Origin of the sequence: Prosthecobacter sp., from assembly GCF_044236155.1 — a bacterium.
In the GTDB taxonomy this organism is placed as follows: domain Bacteria; phylum Verrucomicrobiota; class Verrucomicrobiia; order Verrucomicrobiales; family Verrucomicrobiaceae; genus Prosthecobacter.
Genome location: NZ_JBIIHA010000001.1, coordinates 436,007 through 455,548 on the forward strand (window position 1 = coordinate 436,007; position 19,542 = coordinate 455,548).

Here is a 19,542-nt window from a genome sequence, read left to right on the forward strand (position 1 = left end):
CCCATGCCCTGCCGCTTGCTTCTGCTGCTCCTTCTGGTCTCCGGCCTGGTCAGTTGCAACACCGTGCGTGACACCGGTGTCACCACCTTCCGCTACGGCCGCAAGTTCGTCACGCATGACATCCCCCGTGCTTCGCGCTTCGTCTGGCAGCGGGCCCGCGGACTCTGGGGCGCCGCCCCCGACGACGGCTCCTTCTGGTACGCCGATCAGATGACCGGAAAGCCCTCCGTCGTCATCAATCTGGGCGAGCAGATGGTCTATCTCTTCAAAGGCGGCGAGCTCGCCGGCGGCTCACCCATCTCCTCCGGCTCCGAGGGCTACGACACCATGCCCGGCAGCTACCGCATCATGGAGAAGGACATCGACCACAAATCCTCCATTTACGGCGACTACGAGGACTTCCAGGGCAACGTCATCCTGCAGAACATCGACAATCGCAAGGACCCGCGCCCGCCCGGCACGCGGTTCGAGGGCGCGAAGATGTACTACTTCATGCGCGTCTATGGCGGCGTCGGCATGCATCAGGGCTATCTGCCCGGCTATCCCGCCTCCCACGGCTGCATCCGCCTCCCCGGCCACATGGCCGAAAAATTTTACCGCGAGGTCCACCTCGGCACGCCTGTCGAGATCGTGCCTTGAGGCTACCCCCTCCGGTCCGCCACAAAGATCGTGTGCGTGCAGCGCTTCGCCTGCGGATAAGCCTTCGCCGCCACCGTTTCGACCTTGAAGCCTGCTTTGTTCAGCCGTTTGGCAAACGCATGATCCGTGCTGGCCGACCAAAATGTCACACGGCCTCCTGGTTTCAGCGCGTGAGTGATCGCGTCAAAGCCCTGCGGCTGATACAGCCGCGCATTGCCATCCTGCACCATCGCGATGGGGCCGTTGTCCACATCCAGCAGGATCGCGTCGTAATGCGCCGCCGGAGCGCGGGCGATCACCTGAAACACATCCTCCACGTTGACCTCCACACGTGCATCCTCCAGCAGCAGGCCGTTCACCGTGCTCAAAAACTCACGATTCCAGGCCACCACCTCCGGCAGCAGCTCCGCCACCTGCACGCGTGCATCCGTGCCGACGAGTTCCAGCACCCGCCGCAGCGTGAAGCCAAATCCCAATCCGCCGATGAGCACGCGCACTTCCGGTTTGCCGCTCAAACGGGCGCACGCCAGTTGCGCCAGCACCTTTTCCGACTCCGACGCATTCGTCCCCATCAACGGCTGCCGGTTCACCCGCAGGTAAAAGTGCATGTCATGCGCATGCAGTGTCAGTTCCGCGCCCTCGGGCGTGCGGGCTTGAGCGAGTTGGAGGAAGGGTTTCATGGAAGAGCGACAGCGGGAGACTGTCGCTCCCACTAGTGCAAAGGAGCACGGGAAATGACATGCTAGACTTGCCTTACCGCTTCGCCTTGTTAGCGATCGCCTTGTAGTAGCTCTCAATCGCAGCGCGGTATTCGGGGGCGGCTTCGCTTCTGGTGGCTTCGGTGAGGTCGTCGGCCATTTTCTGCGGCAGGTGGCCCCAGTCTCCCTTCACGAGGACGGTGACCTCGCCGAGCACGCCGTCCTTCAGCTCCATGGATTGATTGCCGCCCTCGGCGGACTGGGCCTGCGTGTTCTGGCCTTTCTGCTGCTGGTTCTGCGCCATCTGCTGCTGGCCAGGCTTCTGCCCGGGTGTCTGGCCCTGGTTTCGCGCGTCGGCCATGCTCTGCTGCTGGGCCTGCTGCGCCTGGTTGAGGGAATTCTGCGCCTGCTGGCCCTGCTGCTGCTGCCCGTTTTGCGCCTGCTGCTGCTGGCCGTTCTGGGAGGGTTGCGCGCTCTGCATCGGGTGAAGTTGCGCGTCGAGCTGGTCGAGCGCCTGCGCGAGCATCTGGCCCTGAAGCTGTTCGAGCGGGGAGGCGAGCATGGGAGGCGAGGTGGCGCTGGCGGTGGCCTCGGCGGCTTTCGCGGCCTTGGCGGCGTTCGCCTGGCTCTGCTGCGCGGTCTGCGGGTTCGGCTGTGGATTCGCTTGCTGCGCCTCGGCCTGCTGTCCGGCTTGTTGGAGCTGGTTGCTGGCCTGGGCGACCTGCTGCGCGGCCTCCTGCTGCCCGAGGCGCTGCTGGTGGCGTGAGACGCGTGCCAGATCGTTCGCGGCCTGCTTCTGCGCCATGCCGTTCTGCACGGCCTGCTGCGTTTCTTTGGCAACGGCCTGCTCGGCCTGCCGCGCTGTGTCTTTGGCGGTGTCTGCCAGCGCCTTCTGCATGGAGGGATTTTTCGGCAGTTCCTTTTCCAAGGCTTCAAGAACGGCCTGTGGGTTCTGGCTGGCGTCCTTGGCCATTTCGGCGAGCTGCTGGGCGCGTTCGTAGGCCTCGTCGAGAGGCTCCTGCACGCCGAGCTCCTGCTCCATCTGCTGCATGGCGGCCTGCTCGGCCTCGGTGAGCTGCTGGCCCTGCTCCATCTTCTGCATGTTCTGCGCCAGCTGCTGCAGAGCCTGCGCGGCCTGCTGCTGCGCGTCGGCAGCCTGCTGCAAATTCTGCGCCTGCGGCTGGCTCTGCGTGGCCTGCGCGGCCTGCTTGAGGTTCTGCGCGATCTGCGGCGACTTCTGCTGCATCTGAGCGAGCGCGACATCGGCGGCGCGGGCCATCTGCATGCCGGGCTTTTGCGTCAGATCGGCGGCGTTGGCCTCCTGGCGCAGCGCGGCCTGCAAGGACTCCATCTTCTCCGCGTTCGCCGCCGCCTCGGGCCGCAGTTCCTGCGCTTTTTGCGCGACTTGATCGACGGGCTTCTCGGCTTTCGCCTCGTTCGCGGCGTTTTGCGTCTGCTGCTGCGTTTTCTTCAAGTCCTCGGCGACTCGCTTCATCATCTCGCTGACCTCCGGCGTCATCGCGGCGAGTTGGGCGCGCGCGGCGTCGATCTGCGGCTGCAACTGCGCGGCGAGCTCGTTCGCCTTCATCTGCGCGTCGGTGGTGGCCTGTTGCGCGGGCTGGTTGTTGAGCTGCTGGCCGGGTTGCTGCTGCGCGGCCTCGCGGGCGAGGTTTTTGTTCTGCTCCGCGGCGTTGCGCGAGGCGTCGCTGGCCTGCTGGGCGGCCTGGCGGAGGTTGTTCGCGGCCTGCGGGTCCTTCTGCTGCATCGCCTCGGCAAGGCGGGCGCGGTTGATCTTTTCCGGGAGCTGCTGCAGCGCCTCGGCGGCGGCTTTGGCCCGCGCGGCCGTCTGCGCGAGGTCCTGCTGGTTCTGCGGACGCATGGCCTCCGCCTGCGCGGCCTCAAGCGCCTGCGCCGCGTCCTGCGCCAGCGCGTCCGCCTCCAGCGCTCGTGCTGCCTGGGCGAGCTGCGTGGCCTGATCCCTCAAATTTTCCATGGCCTTCTGCGCCTCGGAGGGCGGGGCGTTGTTCTTCCGAGCCTTCTCGGCCTCCTCCTGCGTGGGCAGGGGCAGCTTGCGCGCCTCGGCGGTCTGGCGGGCCAGCTCGTCGGTGGCGCGGCTGGCCCGGTTCATGTCGAGCGCGGCCTGATTGTTGGTGAGCTGGTTCTGCTCCCGCAACTCGGCCTGGTCTTGGAGCTGCTTCGCGGCCTGGGCGAGCTCCTTCTGCGCTTTCTCGGCGGGCGTCATGCCGTCGCGCTCGGAGCGTTTGTTGTGGCGTGGATCGCGCGCAGCCTGCTCGGCCAGGGTGAGAGTGTTCTTCGCTTCTTCGAGCTTCGCGAGCGCGGGATTCTCCTGACGGGCGAGCTGCTCGCGGCGCTGCTGCGCCTCGTTCGCGGTCTGCTCGGCGATGTTGCGTGAAACGTCCGCCGCCTGCTGCAAACGACCGCGCAAGTTGTCGGAGGCGCCGTAGAGGTGCTCGGGGCTCTTGGTCTGCTCCGGCTTGTCGAGGCTGCTAGCAAGGTCATTCGCCGTGTCGGTGAGCTTCTTGTCCACGTCCTGCAACTGGCCGCGATTGCGGCCGTTCTGCGTTTCGTCGAGCTGCTGGAGGTCTTTTTGCAGCGTTTTCGTCTGCGCCATGAGCGCGCGCTGCTGCTCCTGCCACTTCGGGCGTTGCTCGGCATCACGATTGGCCTGGAGCGCGTTTTCGGTGAGCATGCGCGCCTGCCGCTGAAGCTGCTGCGACTCCTGCGCGGAGATCTTCGCGGTGTCCTCGGCGGCGAAGGCGCGCGCGGCGTCGGCGATGATGTTCGCCTGGCTGTAGGCCTCGTGCGCGGCGCGTTTGATCTGCTCGGGATGCTCAATTTCGTCCGCGTTGAGCTTTTCCAGTTCCGCCATGTTCTCCCGGCGCATCTGCGCGAGGTGCTCGCCGAGGAGCTGGACCTCGCTGGCGTCGAGCTGGTTCGGCGCGTCGCGCGCGGCGTCCTTGAGCTCCTTCCAAAGATCATCCGCCCGTTCCTTGACCTGCTCGAGCTTCTGCTGCGCGCCGGCGAGCGCGTTCTCGGCCTCGGTTTTCGCCGCGTCGGGGTTCTTGCGGGCATTTTTCTCCGTCTTGCGCACTTTCTCGATGTCCTTCACGAGTTCGCGCATCTCCTCGTTCAGGCGCTCGGCCTTCTGGGCGAGTCGGCGCTGCGAGGCGGACCACTCGCGCTGACGCGGATCGACGGTCTGCTCGAGAATGATGACGCGCACCGGCGGTGACTCGGCCTTCTGGCCTTTCAAATCGACCACGACGAGCTTCAGCAGCACCGCGTCACCGGCCTTCACGCCGAGCTGCGCCAGCGGGATCAAACTCTGCACTGGTGCTTCTTTCGTCCCCTTGGTGATCTGCACGTCGCGCTCGCTCCAGACCGAAGCATTCACGGCGTGGGCGATGCGGACGCTGCCGAGCCCGACATCATCGGAGGCGGCACCGGCCAGACGCACGGCTTCATCCGGCAGCAGTTCGATCTGCTCCCCGGGCTCGTTGATCTGCGCGACGGGCGGCAGGTCAGGAATCGTGGTGATGCGCCAGGGTGTGCTTTCCTCGTTGGTGAAGCCGGTTTCGATGGATTTGAGGTCGATCTGCCAGGTGCCATTGTCGGCCTTGATAGCGATCTCGGTGGTGAGAGTGGCAGCGTCGTTCGTTTTGGCGGGGGATTTCTGTTTCTCCGCCAGGTCGGGGTTCAAGACGACATCGCTCTGCGAGACGGGCTGGTTGGTTTTGAGCGTGAGCTTGATGGTGGAGCCGTCCAGCGCCTCGAGATCACCATGATCTTCGGTTACCTGCGTTTCCTTGGCCTTGGTGTAGGCTGGTGGCACGATGGTCTTGGTGAACTCGGTCACCCGCGGCCGTGCGCGGGCGCTGAGCGTGCGCCAGGGCGTGATGGCGTCGCCCGTGTGAATGCGGTAACGCACATCGTTCTGGCCGACGGGCACGACGCCCTCGAAGCGGTTGCTGCCGACGGCGGAGAGCTCGTTGCGGCGCGGCTTGGAGCCTTCGCTTTGCAGCTCGATCGTTGCGAGTTCGGTCTTCGCGCCCTCGGTTTCGATGATCAGCGGCACCTCGGAGCCGATGGGTGCGAGCGCGTCGGCCTTCGCTGGCTCCAGGATGCGGATTTTCACGGACGCGGGGCGTTCTAGATTCGCGAAGGGCAGCGCGGCGCGGGCGAGGAAACCGCTCAGATGCAAGCCGGGCACGCAGCAGAGCACAAGGATGACTGCCGCCACGCCACCGGCGAGGAGGAACCAAGGCTTGAGGGCGCGCACGGGGAGTTTTGTTTTCCAGTCGATGCCCTCGACAGCGGCGGCGACGTCGTCCTGGAGTTTTTCTCGGAACTCGACGGAGTCCTTCACGTTCGCGCCATCGCGCGGGTCGGCGAGCTCGACGGCAGCGAGCAGACGCTCGTGCAGCGCGGGCTCGGCAGCCTCGATGAGCTTCGCGGTGCCCTGATCGCCCTTCGCCTGCGCGATGAAGCGCCACGCGACCTTCCACGCGGCGAAGGCTGCCCAGGCATACACGAGGAGCGAGATCCATGGGCGAATCACGTCCGGCATGAACCACGCGCGGTCCAGCAGCGCGATCAAGGTGAATGCTGCGAGCGCAATGGCGGCCCCGCAGAGCAGTGCGCGCACTTGCAGCAATGACTGACGGCGCAGGCGGAAACGTTCGAGAGCTTCGTGCGTGGCGGGACGGAGGGCGAGGTTCATGAGGGTGGAGGCTTAACGCTGTGGACGGGAGCAAGTTTTCCACATCGGGAAAGATGCCAAGCGCTCACAAAACTTGCTTGGAACGGGCGGGATCTATTGCCAGGGGTTTGTTCGCATGCCCGCTGCTTGTGAACAGCGTCCTGGGGCGGACATGAAAAACCGGATGCCACATTCTTTCGATCATGGCATCCGGTGATTGAGAACTGCACAGGCGATTACGCGAGGCCGACGATCGGGTGCAGGTTGGATTTGCACCATTCGCCGTTTTGCTTGGTCACGCCATCCGGGTCATCGACAGCGCAGTGGGCCTCATCTTCGCAGATGATCCAGCCGGAGTAGTTCCGGGCCACGAGGAACTCGGTGATCTTGTGGAAGTCGAGCTTGCCGGTGCCCATCTGGGCCCAAGGCTCGGCACCGTTGCCGGAGAAGTCCTTGTAATGGATGTGGTTGATGAGGTGCTGCCACTTGCTGAGCGTGGCGATGACGTCCATGCCGCCGCGGATGATGTGGCCCACGTCAGGCGTCCAGCCGGTGACCTTCGGGTCGAGGCTGCTGAGGACGACATCGTAGTCCTCCTGCGTGCGCACGAGCGAGGCGGGCGGGGAGTTCGGGTGGTAAGAGCAGACGAGACCGGCATCATGGGCACGCTGAGAAACGGCGTTCACGTTTTTGGCGACGTTGAGGCGGCGCTTTTGAAGATCCTTCGTGCGGCCGGAGGGCAGGGTGACGGTGCCAAGCATGGCACCGGGGAAGTGCTTCAGGTAGTTGATGGTGAAATCCGCGGCTTCCTTCTCATTCGGAGCCTCGGTGTCCCCATCCCAGGCGCAAACGAGGGCCAGACCGCAGAGCTTCATGTTGTACTTCTGAAGCGTGTCCTTCATGAGGATCGGGTCGATCTGCGGCCCGAGCCAGTATTTGGAGCAGCCGAGGGCGCTGGCGGAGATTTCGAGCACCATCGGCTCGATGCCGGTGAAGCCCGCCTCGGAGGCGATCTTGATCATGTGATCGAGCTTGTTGTCGTAGCCCTTGCCGGTGCCCTGCATGAACCAGGTATAGACTTCGGAGCCGAATTGGATTTTGCCCATGATGTGAATGTGGTTGTTGGTTTCGAGAAAATGGCCTGCGCGGAGGCAAAGCGCGCGCATTTGAGACGAGCGGCGCGGAGATGTCCAGTCTTCTGTTCTTTGTTCCTTGTTCTTGTTGTGTCAGGGTGCTTCGGGCGGTGGTGGAAGGGCGTCGGGCATATCCGGGGAGTCGGGATGACGCAGGTCATGCCAAACTTCCGCAAAGATGAAGGTGCTCTCCCGGCTGCGGGTTTTGGTGAACGTGAGCGGGATGCGAACAGTGCCGTGCACGAGCCCGGAGCGCCGCATGATCGCAACGTCGGCTTCCAGGACGATGTCGCGTTGCTTTTTGGCATCGAGGTGGATGTGCGGCCCCAGCAGCAGACTAGCGCGGGTGCGTCCTGCCGTTTTTGTTGGCTTGAATTCGGCCCGCCCGGCAAATCCGCGTGATTCCATGGGTGCCTCGAAGTGATCGGGACCGCTGAGGCGCAGGCGTTTGATTTCGAACCAGCGCTGGTCGTTTTCCAGGCCGAAGCCATGCACACGGAGCAGGTAGGGGCCGACTTCGGAGATCAAGGCTCCGCCGACGACCATGGCGCCGAGAGCGGCTCCGGTTTCCTGAGCTTGCGGGATGAATTCAACCCGAAAGGCGGTGTCGCTGACGCTAGGCGCCGGGTTGGTGGCCGTGTATGCATGCCGGGTGGTGAAAAGGTGGACACAGGACGGCAGCAGAAAAAGACAGAGCAGGGCAGACAGGGGGCGCATAGCTCTAGAATGAGCGAGGAATTGGATGCTGACGAGGCTCGGTTCGGGTGAACAAAGCTTTGAGAGGCTGTGTTTATCAACCAAGTTGACAATATTTAATATATTTAATATAATAACAATAGAATGAGGTTTTTGCTGCCAGTGATCCTTCTTGCCGCTTGTGTCGTGCCCTTTGGCACGGCCAAGGCGTTGAATTGGAATGAATTGAACGATGGTGATCTTTCGGGCGATGGCAATGCTCCCACTTTCATCACCTTCACAGAGGGCTCGAACCTTATTGAGGGGACCATGGGCAGCCTCGGTGGCACGGGGCCGCTGGATGCGGACGTCTGGACATTTACCATCGCCGCAGGCTACTACCTGACAGGAATTACCTTGGTCTCTTATTCCGCTCCGACCGGCCCGCATGACTCTTTCATGGCGATCGACGACGCCACGTCGATCAACATGTTTGACCCTTCACTCCACCTGAGCAACGGCCTGTGGAACGAGCAAGTGGACGGTTTTGGCAACACTTACACCGATCTCATGGCCATTCTGGACGCCGGACCAGCCTTTGGCGGCACCGGGTTTGATGGCCCGCTTGGTCCGGGAAATTACACCTTCTGGGTGCAGGAAGGTTCGGAGCAGATCCAGTACTGCATCAATTTTGAGATGACCGCCGTGCCGGAGCCGGGGAGTTCATGGCTGCTCGGTCTGGCAGGGCTGATAATGATGCGTCGTCGTCGCTGACTGAAGCGCGTCGGGAGTTTGCAAAGCCTGGGTGTCACGTCTATTGCGCGGGGCACATGATTCGGAACCTGATCCTCGACTGGTCCGGCACGCTGGCGGACGATCTGCCCAGCGTGCTGCGTGCCGTCAACGGGATGCTGAGCGCCGCCGGGAAGGCCGAACTGTCGCGAGATGAGTTCAAGTCACGTTTCCGGCTGCCCTACACGGAGTTTTTTGATGAAATGCTGCCTGGAATGCCGGTCGAGAGGCTGCAGCAGCTTTACCTCGAGCATTTCCCGCACGCGCATAAGGGCGTGACGCTGCTGCCGCATGTGGCGGAGTTCCTCGGTCATGCCGCGGCCACGGGACGTCGGCTGGTGGTGCTCAGCAGCGCTCCTGCCGCGCATGTGGAGGCGCAGGCGGTGGCGCTCGGCGTGCGGGATGCGTTTGAAGTCCTGCGCTGCGGCGTGGTGGACAAGCGGGAGGAAATCCATGCGTTGCTGGCCGCGCTCGACATGCGGCCGGAGGAGACCGCCTTCATCGGCGACATGCGGCATGACATCGACGCGGGCAAGGCCGCCGGTTTGACCACGATGGCTGTCTGCACGGGCTATGAGAGCGCCGCGGTGCTCCTTGAATCCTCGCCGGATTTTCTCTTGCGAGATCTGTCACGCCTGCCGGTCCTTTTGGGTCATGGCGGCAGCGGCGGGGCAGGGTTTCCCGTCGCCACCGTCGGCGCGTTGATCGTGAACAGGGCGGGGGAGTTGCTCCTCATCCGCACGCACAAGTGGAGCCACCGCTGGGGCATTCCAGGAGGCAAGATCAAACGTGGCGAGACCTGCGAGGAGGCGCTGATCCGTGAAATCGCCGAGGAAACCGCGCTCACGCTGAGCGACATCGAGTTTGTCATGGTGCAGGACTGCGTGGAGCCGCCGGAGTTTCAACGTTCCGCGCACTTTTTGCTTCTGAATTACATCGCCCGCTGCGCGGACGAGGCTCCCGAGGTGATTTTGAACGAGGAGGCGCAGGCTTTTCAATGGCTCCCACTCTCCGAGGCGCTCCAAACCGACCTGAACATCCCCACACGCATCCTCATCGAGGAGTGCATGCGTCGTGGTCTTGTGTCATAAACTCCGCCATGCTCCTGCCAGACGAAATTCACATCACCGGCCTGCGCCTGACGACGAACATCGGCGTGCCTGATGAAGAGCGTGCCGCCCCCCAGGTGCTGGAGGCAGACATCTGCATTCGCATCACGAAGCGGTTCGAGGAGATGTGTGATGAAATCGCCGCGACCATCGACTACGCCGCCGTCGCAGCGCGGTTGCAGGCGCTCGCCGCGGAACGTCCTCGCAAACTCATCGAAACCCTCGCCGCCGAGATGGTTGCTTGTGTCATGGACGAGTTCGGGGCCTGCGGGGTTACCATTGGACTGAGAAAGCACATCCTTCCCGGCACAGATCATGTGGCGGTGCGTCTTGTGCGCGGAGTTTGAACCGCGCTGCTGTCCGGCGGGTCTGAGTTCGCTGTTGCCAGCCAGAAACCCGCCGCTAGTATCGGCGCTGGTTGAAAAATCAATACCGCCAAACAATGACCGCCCCGCGCATTCTCACCGCCGCACTTCTGACCCTTTCGCTGCTGACGCCTTCGTGTTTGCCGGAACGTGTGGACTCGCGTTACCCCACCATTTCCCAGCAGGACGCCTATGATGTGAGCTGGGGGCTGCCGCCGCGCAAATCACGTGGCAATCCCAAACTGCGTTATCAATACAACGCGCGCCAGGAGGAGATTTCCCGGCCGCTCGCCGTGCCGCAGGCAGCCGCGCCTGCCCCGGAACCCGCGCCCGCCCGCTCAGCGGCTCCTGCTCCTGCGCCCATAAGCCCGACGCTGCCTTCGAACTCCCCGCTGCGTTGACACCTTTGCCGCGACCCACCTCATGCGAATCGTTTCCGACGTGAAGACTTCTTTTCTGACCTGCATCCTCGTTCTTTGCTGCTGTACCGCTCTTCGTGCGCAGCAGATCAAGGCCCCCGAGTCACTCCAGCCCAGCCCGGCTCCTGCGGTGGCTGCTCCTGGCAAATCTGAGGTTCCTTCTCCGGCCGCGAACGTCGAAAAATTGGCCGAGGAAGCTCAAAAATCCCTTTATCAGGCCGCCGACAAGTCAGGCGGGGCGGCTCCCAAGAGCGGCGCTTCCTCCTCCGGCACGCTGCGCCTGCCCTCTCCGGTGGGGGAAAATCCCGCTCTTTGGTCGAAGGATTCTGTGCGCAAGATCGCTGTCATGGAAGTCGGCTTTGGCGGCATGAAGGACACGGTCATGATCGAGTTGTATCCGAATGATGCGCCGCAGACCGTCTCCAACTTCATCAATCTTTGCGACAGCGGCTTCTACAACGGCCTGGCGTTTCATCGTGCGATCGAGGGTTTCATTGTCCAAACCGGCGATCCGCTGACTTCCGACGAGTCGGCCCGCGAAAAGTGGGGCACCGGGGGTGAGGACAAAACCTTGCCTGCGGAGATTAAACGTCCGCATCGCATCGGCGCGGTGGCGATGGCCCGTCGTTCAGACAAGGTCAACCCGGAGCGTCGTTCCAACAGCTCGCAATTCTACGTCGCGCTCGGCAACTATGCGGCCCTTGAGGGCAAGTACACCGTCTTCGGCCAGGTGGTTTCCGGACTCGATGTCTTGAAGCACATTTCGATCATGCCGGTGGATGCGAATGACTGCCCGGTGGCGCGTGTCGAGGTCAAGTCCGTCAAAGTCATCGAGCACAAAGGACCGTTGCAGGTGGAGCCTGAGGTCGCTTCGGGTGATGGCAAGCGCTACGCCAAGCCGGATTCAGCCCGTGGCATGGTCGGCCGTTTCCTGCACCGCGTCTGGTGATTGCCGCGGGCTCTTTTGCCTGCGGCGCGTCTTCCATTACTTCGCCGGAATTTCGTAGCACACCGCCTCGGTGTCATTGCGCAGCAGCAGCCAGCGACCTGCCAGCGTCGGAGGATTCCATGTTTTGGAGTGCAATGCATCAAGGCGCGATACTTCCTCAAGCCGCTCAGGATTGGCTTTCACCAGCGTCACGAAGCCTTTTTCCGCCTGCACGAGCATCCACGAATCTCCGACACGGATCTGCTGGCCGAAACCGTAGCGCCCTTCGCGCCACACCCGCTCTCCATTGCTCAAATCCACGCAGCAGAACGTGCCTTCGTCGGCCGCATACGCATGCGCGCCAAACACGCTGGCGCTGCTGAACTTCGTGCGCGGCGCGCTGCTGTTCCAAAGTGAAGTCGCGACTAGTTTTCCATCGCCGCCCGCCTTGATTTCGAGCAGATGTGACTTCACGCCATAGCTGGAGGTGATGAGGATGCGTTTAGGTGTGACCTGCACCGGCTGTCCCACCTTTGGAAATCCCCCCGGCCAGTCAAAGCGCCACAAAACCTCTCCGCTGGCCGGATCATGTCCGGTCACTGACGTGTTGTTGATATTCACGATTTGCTCGCGTCCGGCCAGCGTCAACAAAACGGGCGAACTGTAGCTGCCGCCATCATCTCCGGCCTTCCAGGCGATCTCGCCGTCGCTCTGGCGATATGCGATCAGTGAAGTTCCGCCGTCACCGCCGCTGCACACCACGAGTTCGCCGCTGAGCAGCGGAGAGGAGCTTTTGCCCCACTGCAAATTCACCTTCGCGGCTGTGTCCTTGAGCGTCTCGCGCTTCCAGCGCACGGCTCCGGTTGCCAGATCCAGGCAGTTGAGCAAGCCTGTCGCGCCCACGGCGAAAACCACACCCTGCGTCACATCAATCGTCGGTGTCGCACGCGGGCCGATGCCACCCATCGCCTCGTCAAAACGTGCTTCATCCGTGTGCGACCAAAGCAGCTTCCCGGACGCCAGATCGTAGCAGGTCACGCATTCTTCCGGCCCCCGTTGCTCCTGGGTGATCGCACGACCTCCGGACACCGCGAAGCCCGACCAGCCCTCGCCGACACGAACACGCCACACCTCGCGAGGCGGATGTGCTTTCCAGTCAGTCTGCCATTCTGGCTCCGGCAGCACGCCATCGCCTTTCGTGCCGAGGAAACGCGGCATGTCCATCGCGCCCGCTGGAGCGGCTGTCGCGGCAGGTGGAGTGGTGCTGTTGTGCAGCGTCGGCAGCGGCTCTTTTTTCTGCCATCGCCATGCCAAGCTCGGAAATGCCGACCCGTCCGCCGATCCGTCATAGCGGAACAATGCGAAAAACAACATGGCGCATAGCATCAGCACACCCATCCGCCTCAGTCGTGCTCCTTGCTTTCGCAGAGCCCACCACAGTCCCATGAGCAGCAGCCACAACGGCAGCAGAAGCATCACCGAGATGGAGCGCATCACGTTATCGGTCATCCACAGCCACGCGGAGAAGCCGCCGAGGATGAGCGTGAGGAAGAAGGGGAATTTGGGGATCATGGACTTGAAAACGATGCCAAAACCGAAGCCGGAAGATTACGTTCGTCATTCGCGCTTCGACATTCATTCGTCATTCGGAATTCTCCATTCGTCATTTCCGCCGAAAACGCCTCGCCTTCCTTCGCGTACTCACCATCCTCCGCCACCATGAAGTCACTCCTCCTCTCCCTCCTCGCCGCGTCCACCCTGCAAGCCGCCGATCATGTCGTCTATGAGCCTGCCGGAGATTCCAAAGGAAAGCACATTGTTCTGCTCGCCGGTGATGAGGAATATCGCAGCGAGGAGGCCATGCCCATGCTCGGGAAGCTGCTCAGCCAGCGCCACGGCTTCAAATGCACCGTCTTGTTCAGCCTCGGGGCCGATGGGACCATCGACCCGACCGCTGGCGGCAGCCTCAGCCATCCCGAGGCGCTCGACTCCGCCGACGCCATCGTCATGCTGCTGCGTTTCCGTCATTGGGATGACGCAACGAGCAAAAAATTCGAGGCGGCCGTCAATCGCGGCGTGCCCGTCATCGCTCTGCGCACGAGCACGCATGCCTTCAACGGCTATCCAAAGGGCAGCCCCTTCGCCGCGTGGAATTTCAACAACAACGGTGGCTGGGGCCGCAAAGTGCTTGGTGAAACTTGGGTCAGCCATTGGGGCAATCACAAGGTCGAGGCCACCAAAGGCATCATCGAAGCCGCCAATGCCAATCATCCCATCCTGCGCGGCGTGAGTGAAATTTTCGGCAACACAGACGTCTATGAGGCCGCCCCGCCTGCCGATGCCGTCGTCCTCGTGCGCGGTCAGGTCCTTCAAGGCATGACGCCCGACACCCCGCCGGCCAGCTACAAGAAAGCCACCGCTGCGAAGGTCGAGCAGGAGGTGAACACGCCCATGATGCCAGTCGCCTGGGTGCGGGTGGTGAAAAACGACGCTGGCACCGAAAACAAAGTCTTCTGCACCACCATGGGCGCCGCCACTGACCTGGCCACCGAAGGCACACGCCGCATGGTCGTAAACGCCACTTTCTGGGGCCTCGGCCTCGAAGTGCCGGAAAAAGCCGATGTCACACCTGTCGGCGACTACAATCCCACCATGTACGGCTTCAAAGGCAACAAGCAGGGGCTGAAGCCGGATGATTTTGTGCTTGGAAAGTAGCTCAAGCCTCCGGCTTGGATCTATTTGAGCTCAAACACGAACGGGATGCCCTGTTCGGCCATCATCTTCTGCTCCTTTGCCATGAAGCGGTCGGCCAGGCGTTTGAAACTGCCGTCCGCCTTCATGCGTGCGAGCAATTCGTTGATCTTCGCCTTCATCTCAGTCTCTCCCTGGCGCAGAGCCACGGCCCAAACCTCCTCACGCAGCGGCGTGAGCAGCGCCCGTGTTTTTTCCGCATGCTCGGCATGGTGGCGCATGATTGAGACCTGGTCGTAGATCCACGCGTCCACGTTTGCGTTCACCACCTCCATCACGCAGGAGGTGTCGTTGTCGAGCGCCTTGATCTGCGCATTCTTCAGGTGCTCGCGCGCCCATGTTTCGCCCGTCGTGCCGAGACGCACGACGATCTTGCGTCCGGGTGCCTCCAAGTCGCCGCTGTTCATCACCGGTGAGTTTTTTGCCACCAGCACGGACAAGCCGGTCTTCACATAAGGATCGGAGAAATCCACGGCCTTCCGCCGTTCCGGTGTGGCGCTCACCGAGGAGATCACGAGGTCGAGGGCATTGGTGAGCAAGGCTGTCTGCAACCCGTCGAAATTGATGTTTTTGAACTCCACCTCACGTCCCAGCGCCTTCCCAATTTCCCTGCCGATCTCGATGTCCACGCCGGTGATCACGCCTTTTTCGTCCACGAACTCAAACGGCGGATAGGTGGCGTCGGTCCCGATGATGAGCTTGTTGCTGCGTGAGCAGGCGCAAAGCGTGAAAAGAAGGCTCAGGGCTAGAAGTCGAATCATGATGTGGTTCAGGAGTTCAGATCGCCGGCAAAGTCACTCGGCATGCGCCAGTCACCACGAGGAGAGAGGGTCACGGAGCCGACTTTGGGTCCATCAGGCACGCTGGAGCGCTTGAACTGGTTTTGCGCGAAGCGTTTGAAGAACAGCGCGAGCCACTTGGCGATGGTTTCGTCGTCGTATTTGTCTGCAAAGGCCTGCGCGGCCAGCCAGCGGATCTTTTCCGCGCTGCTGCCGTGCCGCACGAAGTGGAACAGGAAAAAGTCATGCAGTTCATACGGCCCGATGGTGTCCTCGGTCTTCTGCTGGAGTGATTCATCGGCCGCGAGCGGCAGCAACTCCGGCGTGATCGGTGTGTCGGAGATATCCCGCAGGATCGCGCCTGCTTTTTCTGCGAACGGACCTTCCGCGCACCATTCGATGAGGTAGCGCACCAGCGTCTTCGGCACGCCGGAGTTCACATGATACATCGACATGTGGTCGCCATTGAAGGTGCACCAACCGAGCGCCGCCTCGGACAGATCGCCGGTGCCGACAACGATGCCGCCGGTCTTGTTGGCGATGTCCATCAGGATCTGCGTTCGCTCACGTGCTTGCGAGTTCTCGTAAGTCGCGTCGTGCTGATGTTCCGAATGGTTGATGTCAGCAAAGTGCTGCCGCACGGCGTCGGTGATCGAAATCGTGCGCAGTTCGACGTTCAGCGCCTCGGCCAGTTTCTCCGCGTTGCCCTTCGTGCGCGTCGTCGTGCCGAATCCTGGCATCGTGATCGTCAAAGCGGCGCTCATCGGCATTCCGGCGCGTTTGATCGCCTCCAGCATCACCAGCAGCGCCAGCGTTGAGTCGAGTCCGCCGGAAAGCCCGAGCACCGCGGTCTTGGCGCGCGCTTGTTTGAGCCTGCGGGCGAGTCCGGTGGCCTGAATCGCGAAAATCTCCTCGCACACGGCATGGCGGTCCACTTTGACCGAAGGCACGAAGGGATGCGGTGTGATCGTGCGCAGCAGTTTGTCCTCGTTTCCGAGCGCAGCGCCGAGATCGAACACCACCCGTCGGAACACGATGCTTCCTGCTTCATCGCGAAATGAGGCGCTCTTCAAACGGTCGTGAGCCAGATGCTGGAGGTCGACGTCCGTGACGGCCGAGCGTGTCTCAAACGCAAATCGTTCGGTTTCTGCAAGCAGGATGCCGTTTTCGGCCACGATGCCGTGGCCGGAATAAACCACGTCCGTGCTCGATTCGCCCGCTCCGGCTCCGGCATAGACGTAAGCTGCGAGACAGCGCGCCGATTGCTGCGCCACCAGATGGCGGCGATACGGCGCTTTGCCGAGAACTTCCGTGCTCGCGGATGGATTCGCCAGCAGCGTGGCTCCGGCCAGCGCGAGATGACTCGACGGCGGAATTACCGTCCACAAGTCTTCGCAAATCTCCACGCCGAGCACGAAGCCAGGCACATCCAGCGCCTCAAATAGCAGTTCCGCGCCGATGGGCACGTCCTGGCCGTTCAACCGCAGCGTCGTCGTGTTCAGCGTGTGCGCGGGCGAGAACCAGCGCCGCTCGTAAAACTCCGCCGAGTTTGGCAGGAACGTTTTTGGCACCAGTCCGATCACACGACCTTTCGCCAGCACGGCCGCGACATTGTAAAGCCTGTCCTGCACCAGCAGCGGCAGTCCCACGACCAAAACGGACGGCAGATCATGCGTGGCCTGCGTCAGATCGTGCAAACCGCGCAGTGCCGCCGTGCGCAAGGCCTCCGTGTGAAACAAATCCGCGCAGGAATAGCCGGTGAGGCTCAATTCGGGGAAAACAATGAGCCTGCAGCCGCGATGCGCCAGTGAACGAGCCTCACGCGCGATGATCGCGGCATTTTTTGCCAAATCTCCCAGCACCAGTTCCGGCGAAACAGCCGCCACGCGCACGAAACCAAGTCGTTCGCGGTTGTTGGTCGGGGAAGGGGAGGCCTGCGGCATGTGAAACCTTAGCACGCGTGGTTTGGGGTGTGCGAGGGGAGAATTCAGGCGGCGGCGGCCACTGGAAGGATTCCCGGCCCATCCCCCATTTGACCCGCTTGCATTTCTCGCCAAGTCCAATGCTCCCACCCATGTCCAAAGCCGTTTTCCGTTCCATCCCCCTCCGCGATCTCACAGCTGACCAGCTTTTCGATCTCTCGAAGCGCATGAAGCTCTCGCTGTCCAAGGCGGACATGCTCGCGGTGCAGAAGATTTATCAAGATGAAGGCCGCGAGCCGACGGATGTGGAGATGGAAGTCATCGCGCAGACTTGGAGCGAGCACTGCAAGCACCGCATCTTTGGCGCGAAGATTTATCATACGCTCAACGGCCAGCAGGAGGTCGTGGACGGGCTCTTCAAGACCTACATCCGCAAGGTGACCGAGGAGATCTGCAAAACGAAGCCCGACTTCGTGCTCAGCGCCTTCGAGGACAATGCGGGCTTTGTGAAGCTCGATGACGACAAGGCCGTCTGCCTCAAGGTGGAGACGCACAACCACCCCAGCGCCATCGAACCCTACGCGGGAGCAAATACCGGCCTCGGCGGTGTGATTCGCGACATCCTCGGCGCGGGCAAGGGCGCGAAGCCGGTCGCCTCGCTCGATGTGTTCTGCTTTGGCCCGCCGGACATCGAGCAGGATCAAATCAAGGCCAAGGACGTCATCCATCCGCTCGGCGTCATGCGTGGCGTGGTGCGCGGCGTGCGTGACTACGGCAACCGCATGGGCATCCCCACCGTCAATGGCGCGATCCAGTTCGACGACACCTTCATCTACAACCCGCTTGTCTTCTGCGGCACCGCCGGCATCATCCCGATCAAGGACATCGCCAAGGAAGTGAAGCCCGGCCATTTGCTCATCGCCGCGGGCGGTCGCACTGGCAAAGACGGCCTCAAAGGCGCCACCTTCTCCTCCGCCGAACTCACCACCGACTCGCATGAGGAAGACCAGACCGCCGTGCAGATCGGCAATCCCATCGAGGAAAAGAAAGTCGCCGATTGGGTGCTCGCCGCTCGTGAGAAGGGCCTCATCCAGTTCGTGACCGATTGCGGCGCGGGAGGTTTCAGTTCCGCCGCAGGCGAAATGCTGCGCGATACTGGTGGCGAGGTGTGGCTGGAGAATGCGCCGCTGAAAGCGCCCGATCTGGAAAGCTGGCAGGTCTTCATCAGCGAATCGCAGGAGCGCATGGTCATCGCCATCGACGAGAAAGATCTGCCCGAGCTGCAAAAGCTCGCTGACATTTATCAGACCGAGATCTTCGTGCTCGCGAAGGCCGACGGCTCGCAGCGGCTCAAAGTCATGCACCACGGCACCACCGTCTGCGATTTGCACGTCACCGCGCTGCACGAGGCACCGCGCCGCGAGATGCGGGCGAAATGGCGCACGCCAGCCGATGTGCAGCCCGCCGTGCCCGTGCGTCCGGAATCCTGGACCGCCACGCTGAAGACCTTGCTGTCCGATTTCTCCATCGTCTCCCGCGAGCCGATCATCCGCGAATACGACCACGAGGTGCAGGGCAATACCGTCCTCAAACCGCTCGCCGGAGCGGCGGGCGATTGCCCACAGGATGGCAGCGTCATCCGCGTCGATGGCAGCAATCAACTCGTCTCCCTCGCCTGCGCCTTGCTGCCGGAGTGGGGCAAGACCGACCCGCATCTCATGGGCCGCGCCGTCGTCGATGAATGCGTGCGCCAGCTCGTCGCCATGGGCTCGAATCCCGACCGCATCGCCATCCTCGACAACTTCTGCATGGGCAATCCCGACAACGAGCGCGAGCTCGGAGCCCTCGTCGAATGCACCAAGGGCATGGCAAAATCTGCCATCGCGTATGGCGCACCCTTCGTCAGCGGCAAGGACAGCTTCTACAACTACTTCGTCACCGACGAAGGCCCCGTCTCCATCCCCGTCACGCTCCTGCTCAGCGGCTTCGGCATCGTCGAGGACGCCAAGCACGTCGTCGGAGCCTCCTTGCGCCGCGTCGGCAGCAAGATCGCCGTCTTGGGCAAAGCCAGCGCCGGACTCCGCGGCAGCATCGTCGCCAAATACACCCGCGGCATCGGCCTCGATGCCGGCCCGTCCTTTGACGAAGCCGAAAGCATGGCCGCCTACCGCCGCTACTTCGATCTCGTGAAGCAAGGCACCATCCTCAGTGCCCACGACATCGGTGAAGGCGGCCTCGCCGTCGCCCTCGCCGAAATGGCCTTCAGCGGCAAAGCCGGCCTCCGCATCGCCACTGACAAGATGCCCGTCACTGGTAGCGGCCTCACCACCGCCGAACTCCTCTTCGGCGAAACCCCGGGCCGCCTCCTCGTCGAGATCGCCCCCGAACACGTCGCCGCCGCCGAAAAAGCCGGCCTCGTCATCATCGGCGAAGCCACGCGTGATCCGTATCTCTACATCTCCCACAACGGCACCACGTTGATCGATTCCCCCATCGATCAGCTCAAGCCTCTGTGGAAGGATGGTCTGGTGAAGTATTATTGATTTCGCAGGATGGTCCTCGACCCGCACGCGCCCAACATCGTTCTTGTCGCCGTCCGCTAGTTTCGCTAT

At 62.5% G+C, this 19,542-nt stretch carries 15 protein-coding genes; 8 read left to right on the plus strand and 7 right to left on the minus strand.

From position 1 onward, the window contains the following. Positions 1–3: 3 nt before the first annotated feature. The gene (locus ACILSE_RS01660) at positions 4–639 is read left to right on the plus strand and encodes a L,D-transpeptidase family protein (protein ID WP_395715597.1); all 636 of its coding nucleotides are present in this window, start codon (positions 4–6) and stop codon (positions 637–639) included. A 2-nt stretch (positions 640–641) separates the two neighbouring features. Here the strand turns inward: ACILSE_RS01660 and ACILSE_RS01665 are convergent, their stop codons facing one another. The 4 genes from ACILSE_RS01665 to ACILSE_RS01680 all read right to left on the minus strand — a co-directional run bounded on the left by ACILSE_RS01665 (position 642) and on the right by ACILSE_RS01680 (position 7,907). After that, positions 642–1,319 carry a spermine synthase gene (locus ACILSE_RS01665; RefSeq protein WP_395715598.1) on the minus strand — a complete coding sequence of 226 codons (678 nt, stop codon included), beginning with the start codon at positions 1,317–1,319 and terminating at the stop codon, positions 642–644. 73 nt (positions 1,320–1,392) lie between these two features. Beyond that, complete coding sequence (locus ACILSE_RS01670) at positions 1,393–6,078, minus strand: hypothetical protein (RefSeq protein WP_395715599.1); 4,686 nt, start codon at positions 6,076–6,078, stop codon at positions 1,393–1,395. Positions 6,079–6,293: 215 nt separating this feature from the next. After that, positions 6,294–7,163 (minus strand): sugar phosphate isomerase/epimerase family protein, encoded by an 870-nt coding sequence (locus ACILSE_RS01675; RefSeq protein ID WP_395715600.1) that lies wholly within the window; start codon positions 7,161–7,163, stop codon positions 6,294–6,296. A 120-nt stretch (positions 7,164–7,283) separates the two neighbouring features. Then, on the minus strand, positions 7,284–7,907 hold the full coding sequence (locus ACILSE_RS01680; protein WP_395715601.1) for a hypothetical protein: 624 nt from the start codon (positions 7,905–7,907) through the stop codon (positions 7,284–7,286). Between the two features lie 141 nt (positions 7,908–8,048). On the opposite strand from ACILSE_RS01680, the gene ACILSE_RS01685 reads away from it, so the two are divergent. The 5 genes from ACILSE_RS01685 (at position 8,049) to ACILSE_RS01705 (ending at position 11,499) form a co-directional block, all read left to right on the plus strand. Then, positions 8,049–8,639, plus strand: coding sequence for a PEP-CTERM sorting domain-containing protein (locus tag ACILSE_RS01685; protein ID WP_395715602.1), 591 nt, complete (start codon positions 8,049–8,051; stop codon positions 8,637–8,639). Positions 8,640–8,695: 56 nt separating this feature from the next. Then, the gene (locus tag ACILSE_RS01690; RefSeq protein ID WP_395715603.1) at positions 8,696–9,748 is read left to right on the plus strand and encodes an NUDIX domain-containing protein; all 1,053 of its coding nucleotides are present in this window, start codon (positions 8,696–8,698) and stop codon (positions 9,746–9,748) included. 8 nt (positions 9,749–9,756) lie between these two features. Then, on the plus strand, positions 9,757–10,113 hold the full coding sequence (locus ACILSE_RS01695) for a dihydroneopterin aldolase (RefSeq protein ID WP_395715604.1): 357 nt from the start codon (positions 9,757–9,759) through the stop codon (positions 10,111–10,113). A 95-nt stretch (positions 10,114–10,208) separates the two neighbouring features. Beyond that, positions 10,209–10,532 carry a hypothetical protein gene (locus tag ACILSE_RS01700; RefSeq protein WP_395715605.1) on the plus strand — a complete coding sequence of 108 codons (324 nt, stop codon included), beginning with the start codon at positions 10,209–10,211 and terminating at the stop codon, positions 10,530–10,532. A 22-nt stretch (positions 10,533–10,554) separates the two neighbouring features. Beyond that, positions 10,555–11,499 carry a peptidylprolyl isomerase gene (locus ACILSE_RS01705; RefSeq protein ID WP_395715606.1) on the plus strand — a complete coding sequence of 315 codons (945 nt, stop codon included), beginning with the start codon at positions 10,555–10,557 and terminating at the stop codon, positions 11,497–11,499. A gap of 36 nt (positions 11,500–11,535) precedes the next feature. Here ACILSE_RS01705 and ACILSE_RS01710 read toward each other — a convergent pair whose 3' ends face one another. Beyond that, a complete protein-coding gene (locus ACILSE_RS01710; protein WP_395715607.1) occupies positions 11,536–13,050 on the minus strand; it encodes a PQQ-binding-like beta-propeller repeat protein in 1,515 nt (504 codons plus the stop codon). 147 nt (positions 13,051–13,197) lie between these two features. Here ACILSE_RS01710 and ACILSE_RS01715 point away from each other — a divergent pair, with 147 nt between their 5' ends. Further along, the gene (locus ACILSE_RS01715) at positions 13,198–14,193 is read left to right on the plus strand and encodes a ThuA domain-containing protein (RefSeq protein ID WP_395715608.1); all 996 of its coding nucleotides are present in this window, start codon (positions 13,198–13,200) and stop codon (positions 14,191–14,193) included. 20 nt (positions 14,194–14,213) lie between these two features. Here the strand turns inward: ACILSE_RS01715 and ACILSE_RS01720 are convergent, their stop codons facing one another. Beyond that, positions 14,214–14,990 carry a transporter substrate-binding domain-containing protein gene (locus ACILSE_RS01720; protein ID WP_395715609.1) on the minus strand — a complete coding sequence of 259 codons (777 nt, stop codon included), beginning with the start codon at positions 14,988–14,990 and terminating at the stop codon, positions 14,214–14,216. 8 nt (positions 14,991–14,998) lie between these two features. After that, entirely contained in the window at positions 14,999–16,951 is a 1,953-nt protein-coding gene (locus ACILSE_RS01725; protein ID WP_395715610.1) for an NAD(+) synthase, read from the minus strand. 131 nt (positions 16,952–17,082) lie between these two features. Here ACILSE_RS01725 and purL point away from each other — a divergent pair, with 131 nt between their 5' ends. After that, entirely contained in the window at positions 17,083–19,473 is a 2,391-nt protein-coding gene (gene purL / locus ACILSE_RS01730; RefSeq protein ID WP_395715611.1) for a phosphoribosylformylglycinamidine synthase subunit PurL, read from the plus strand. Positions 19,474–19,542 lie beyond the last annotated feature (69 nt).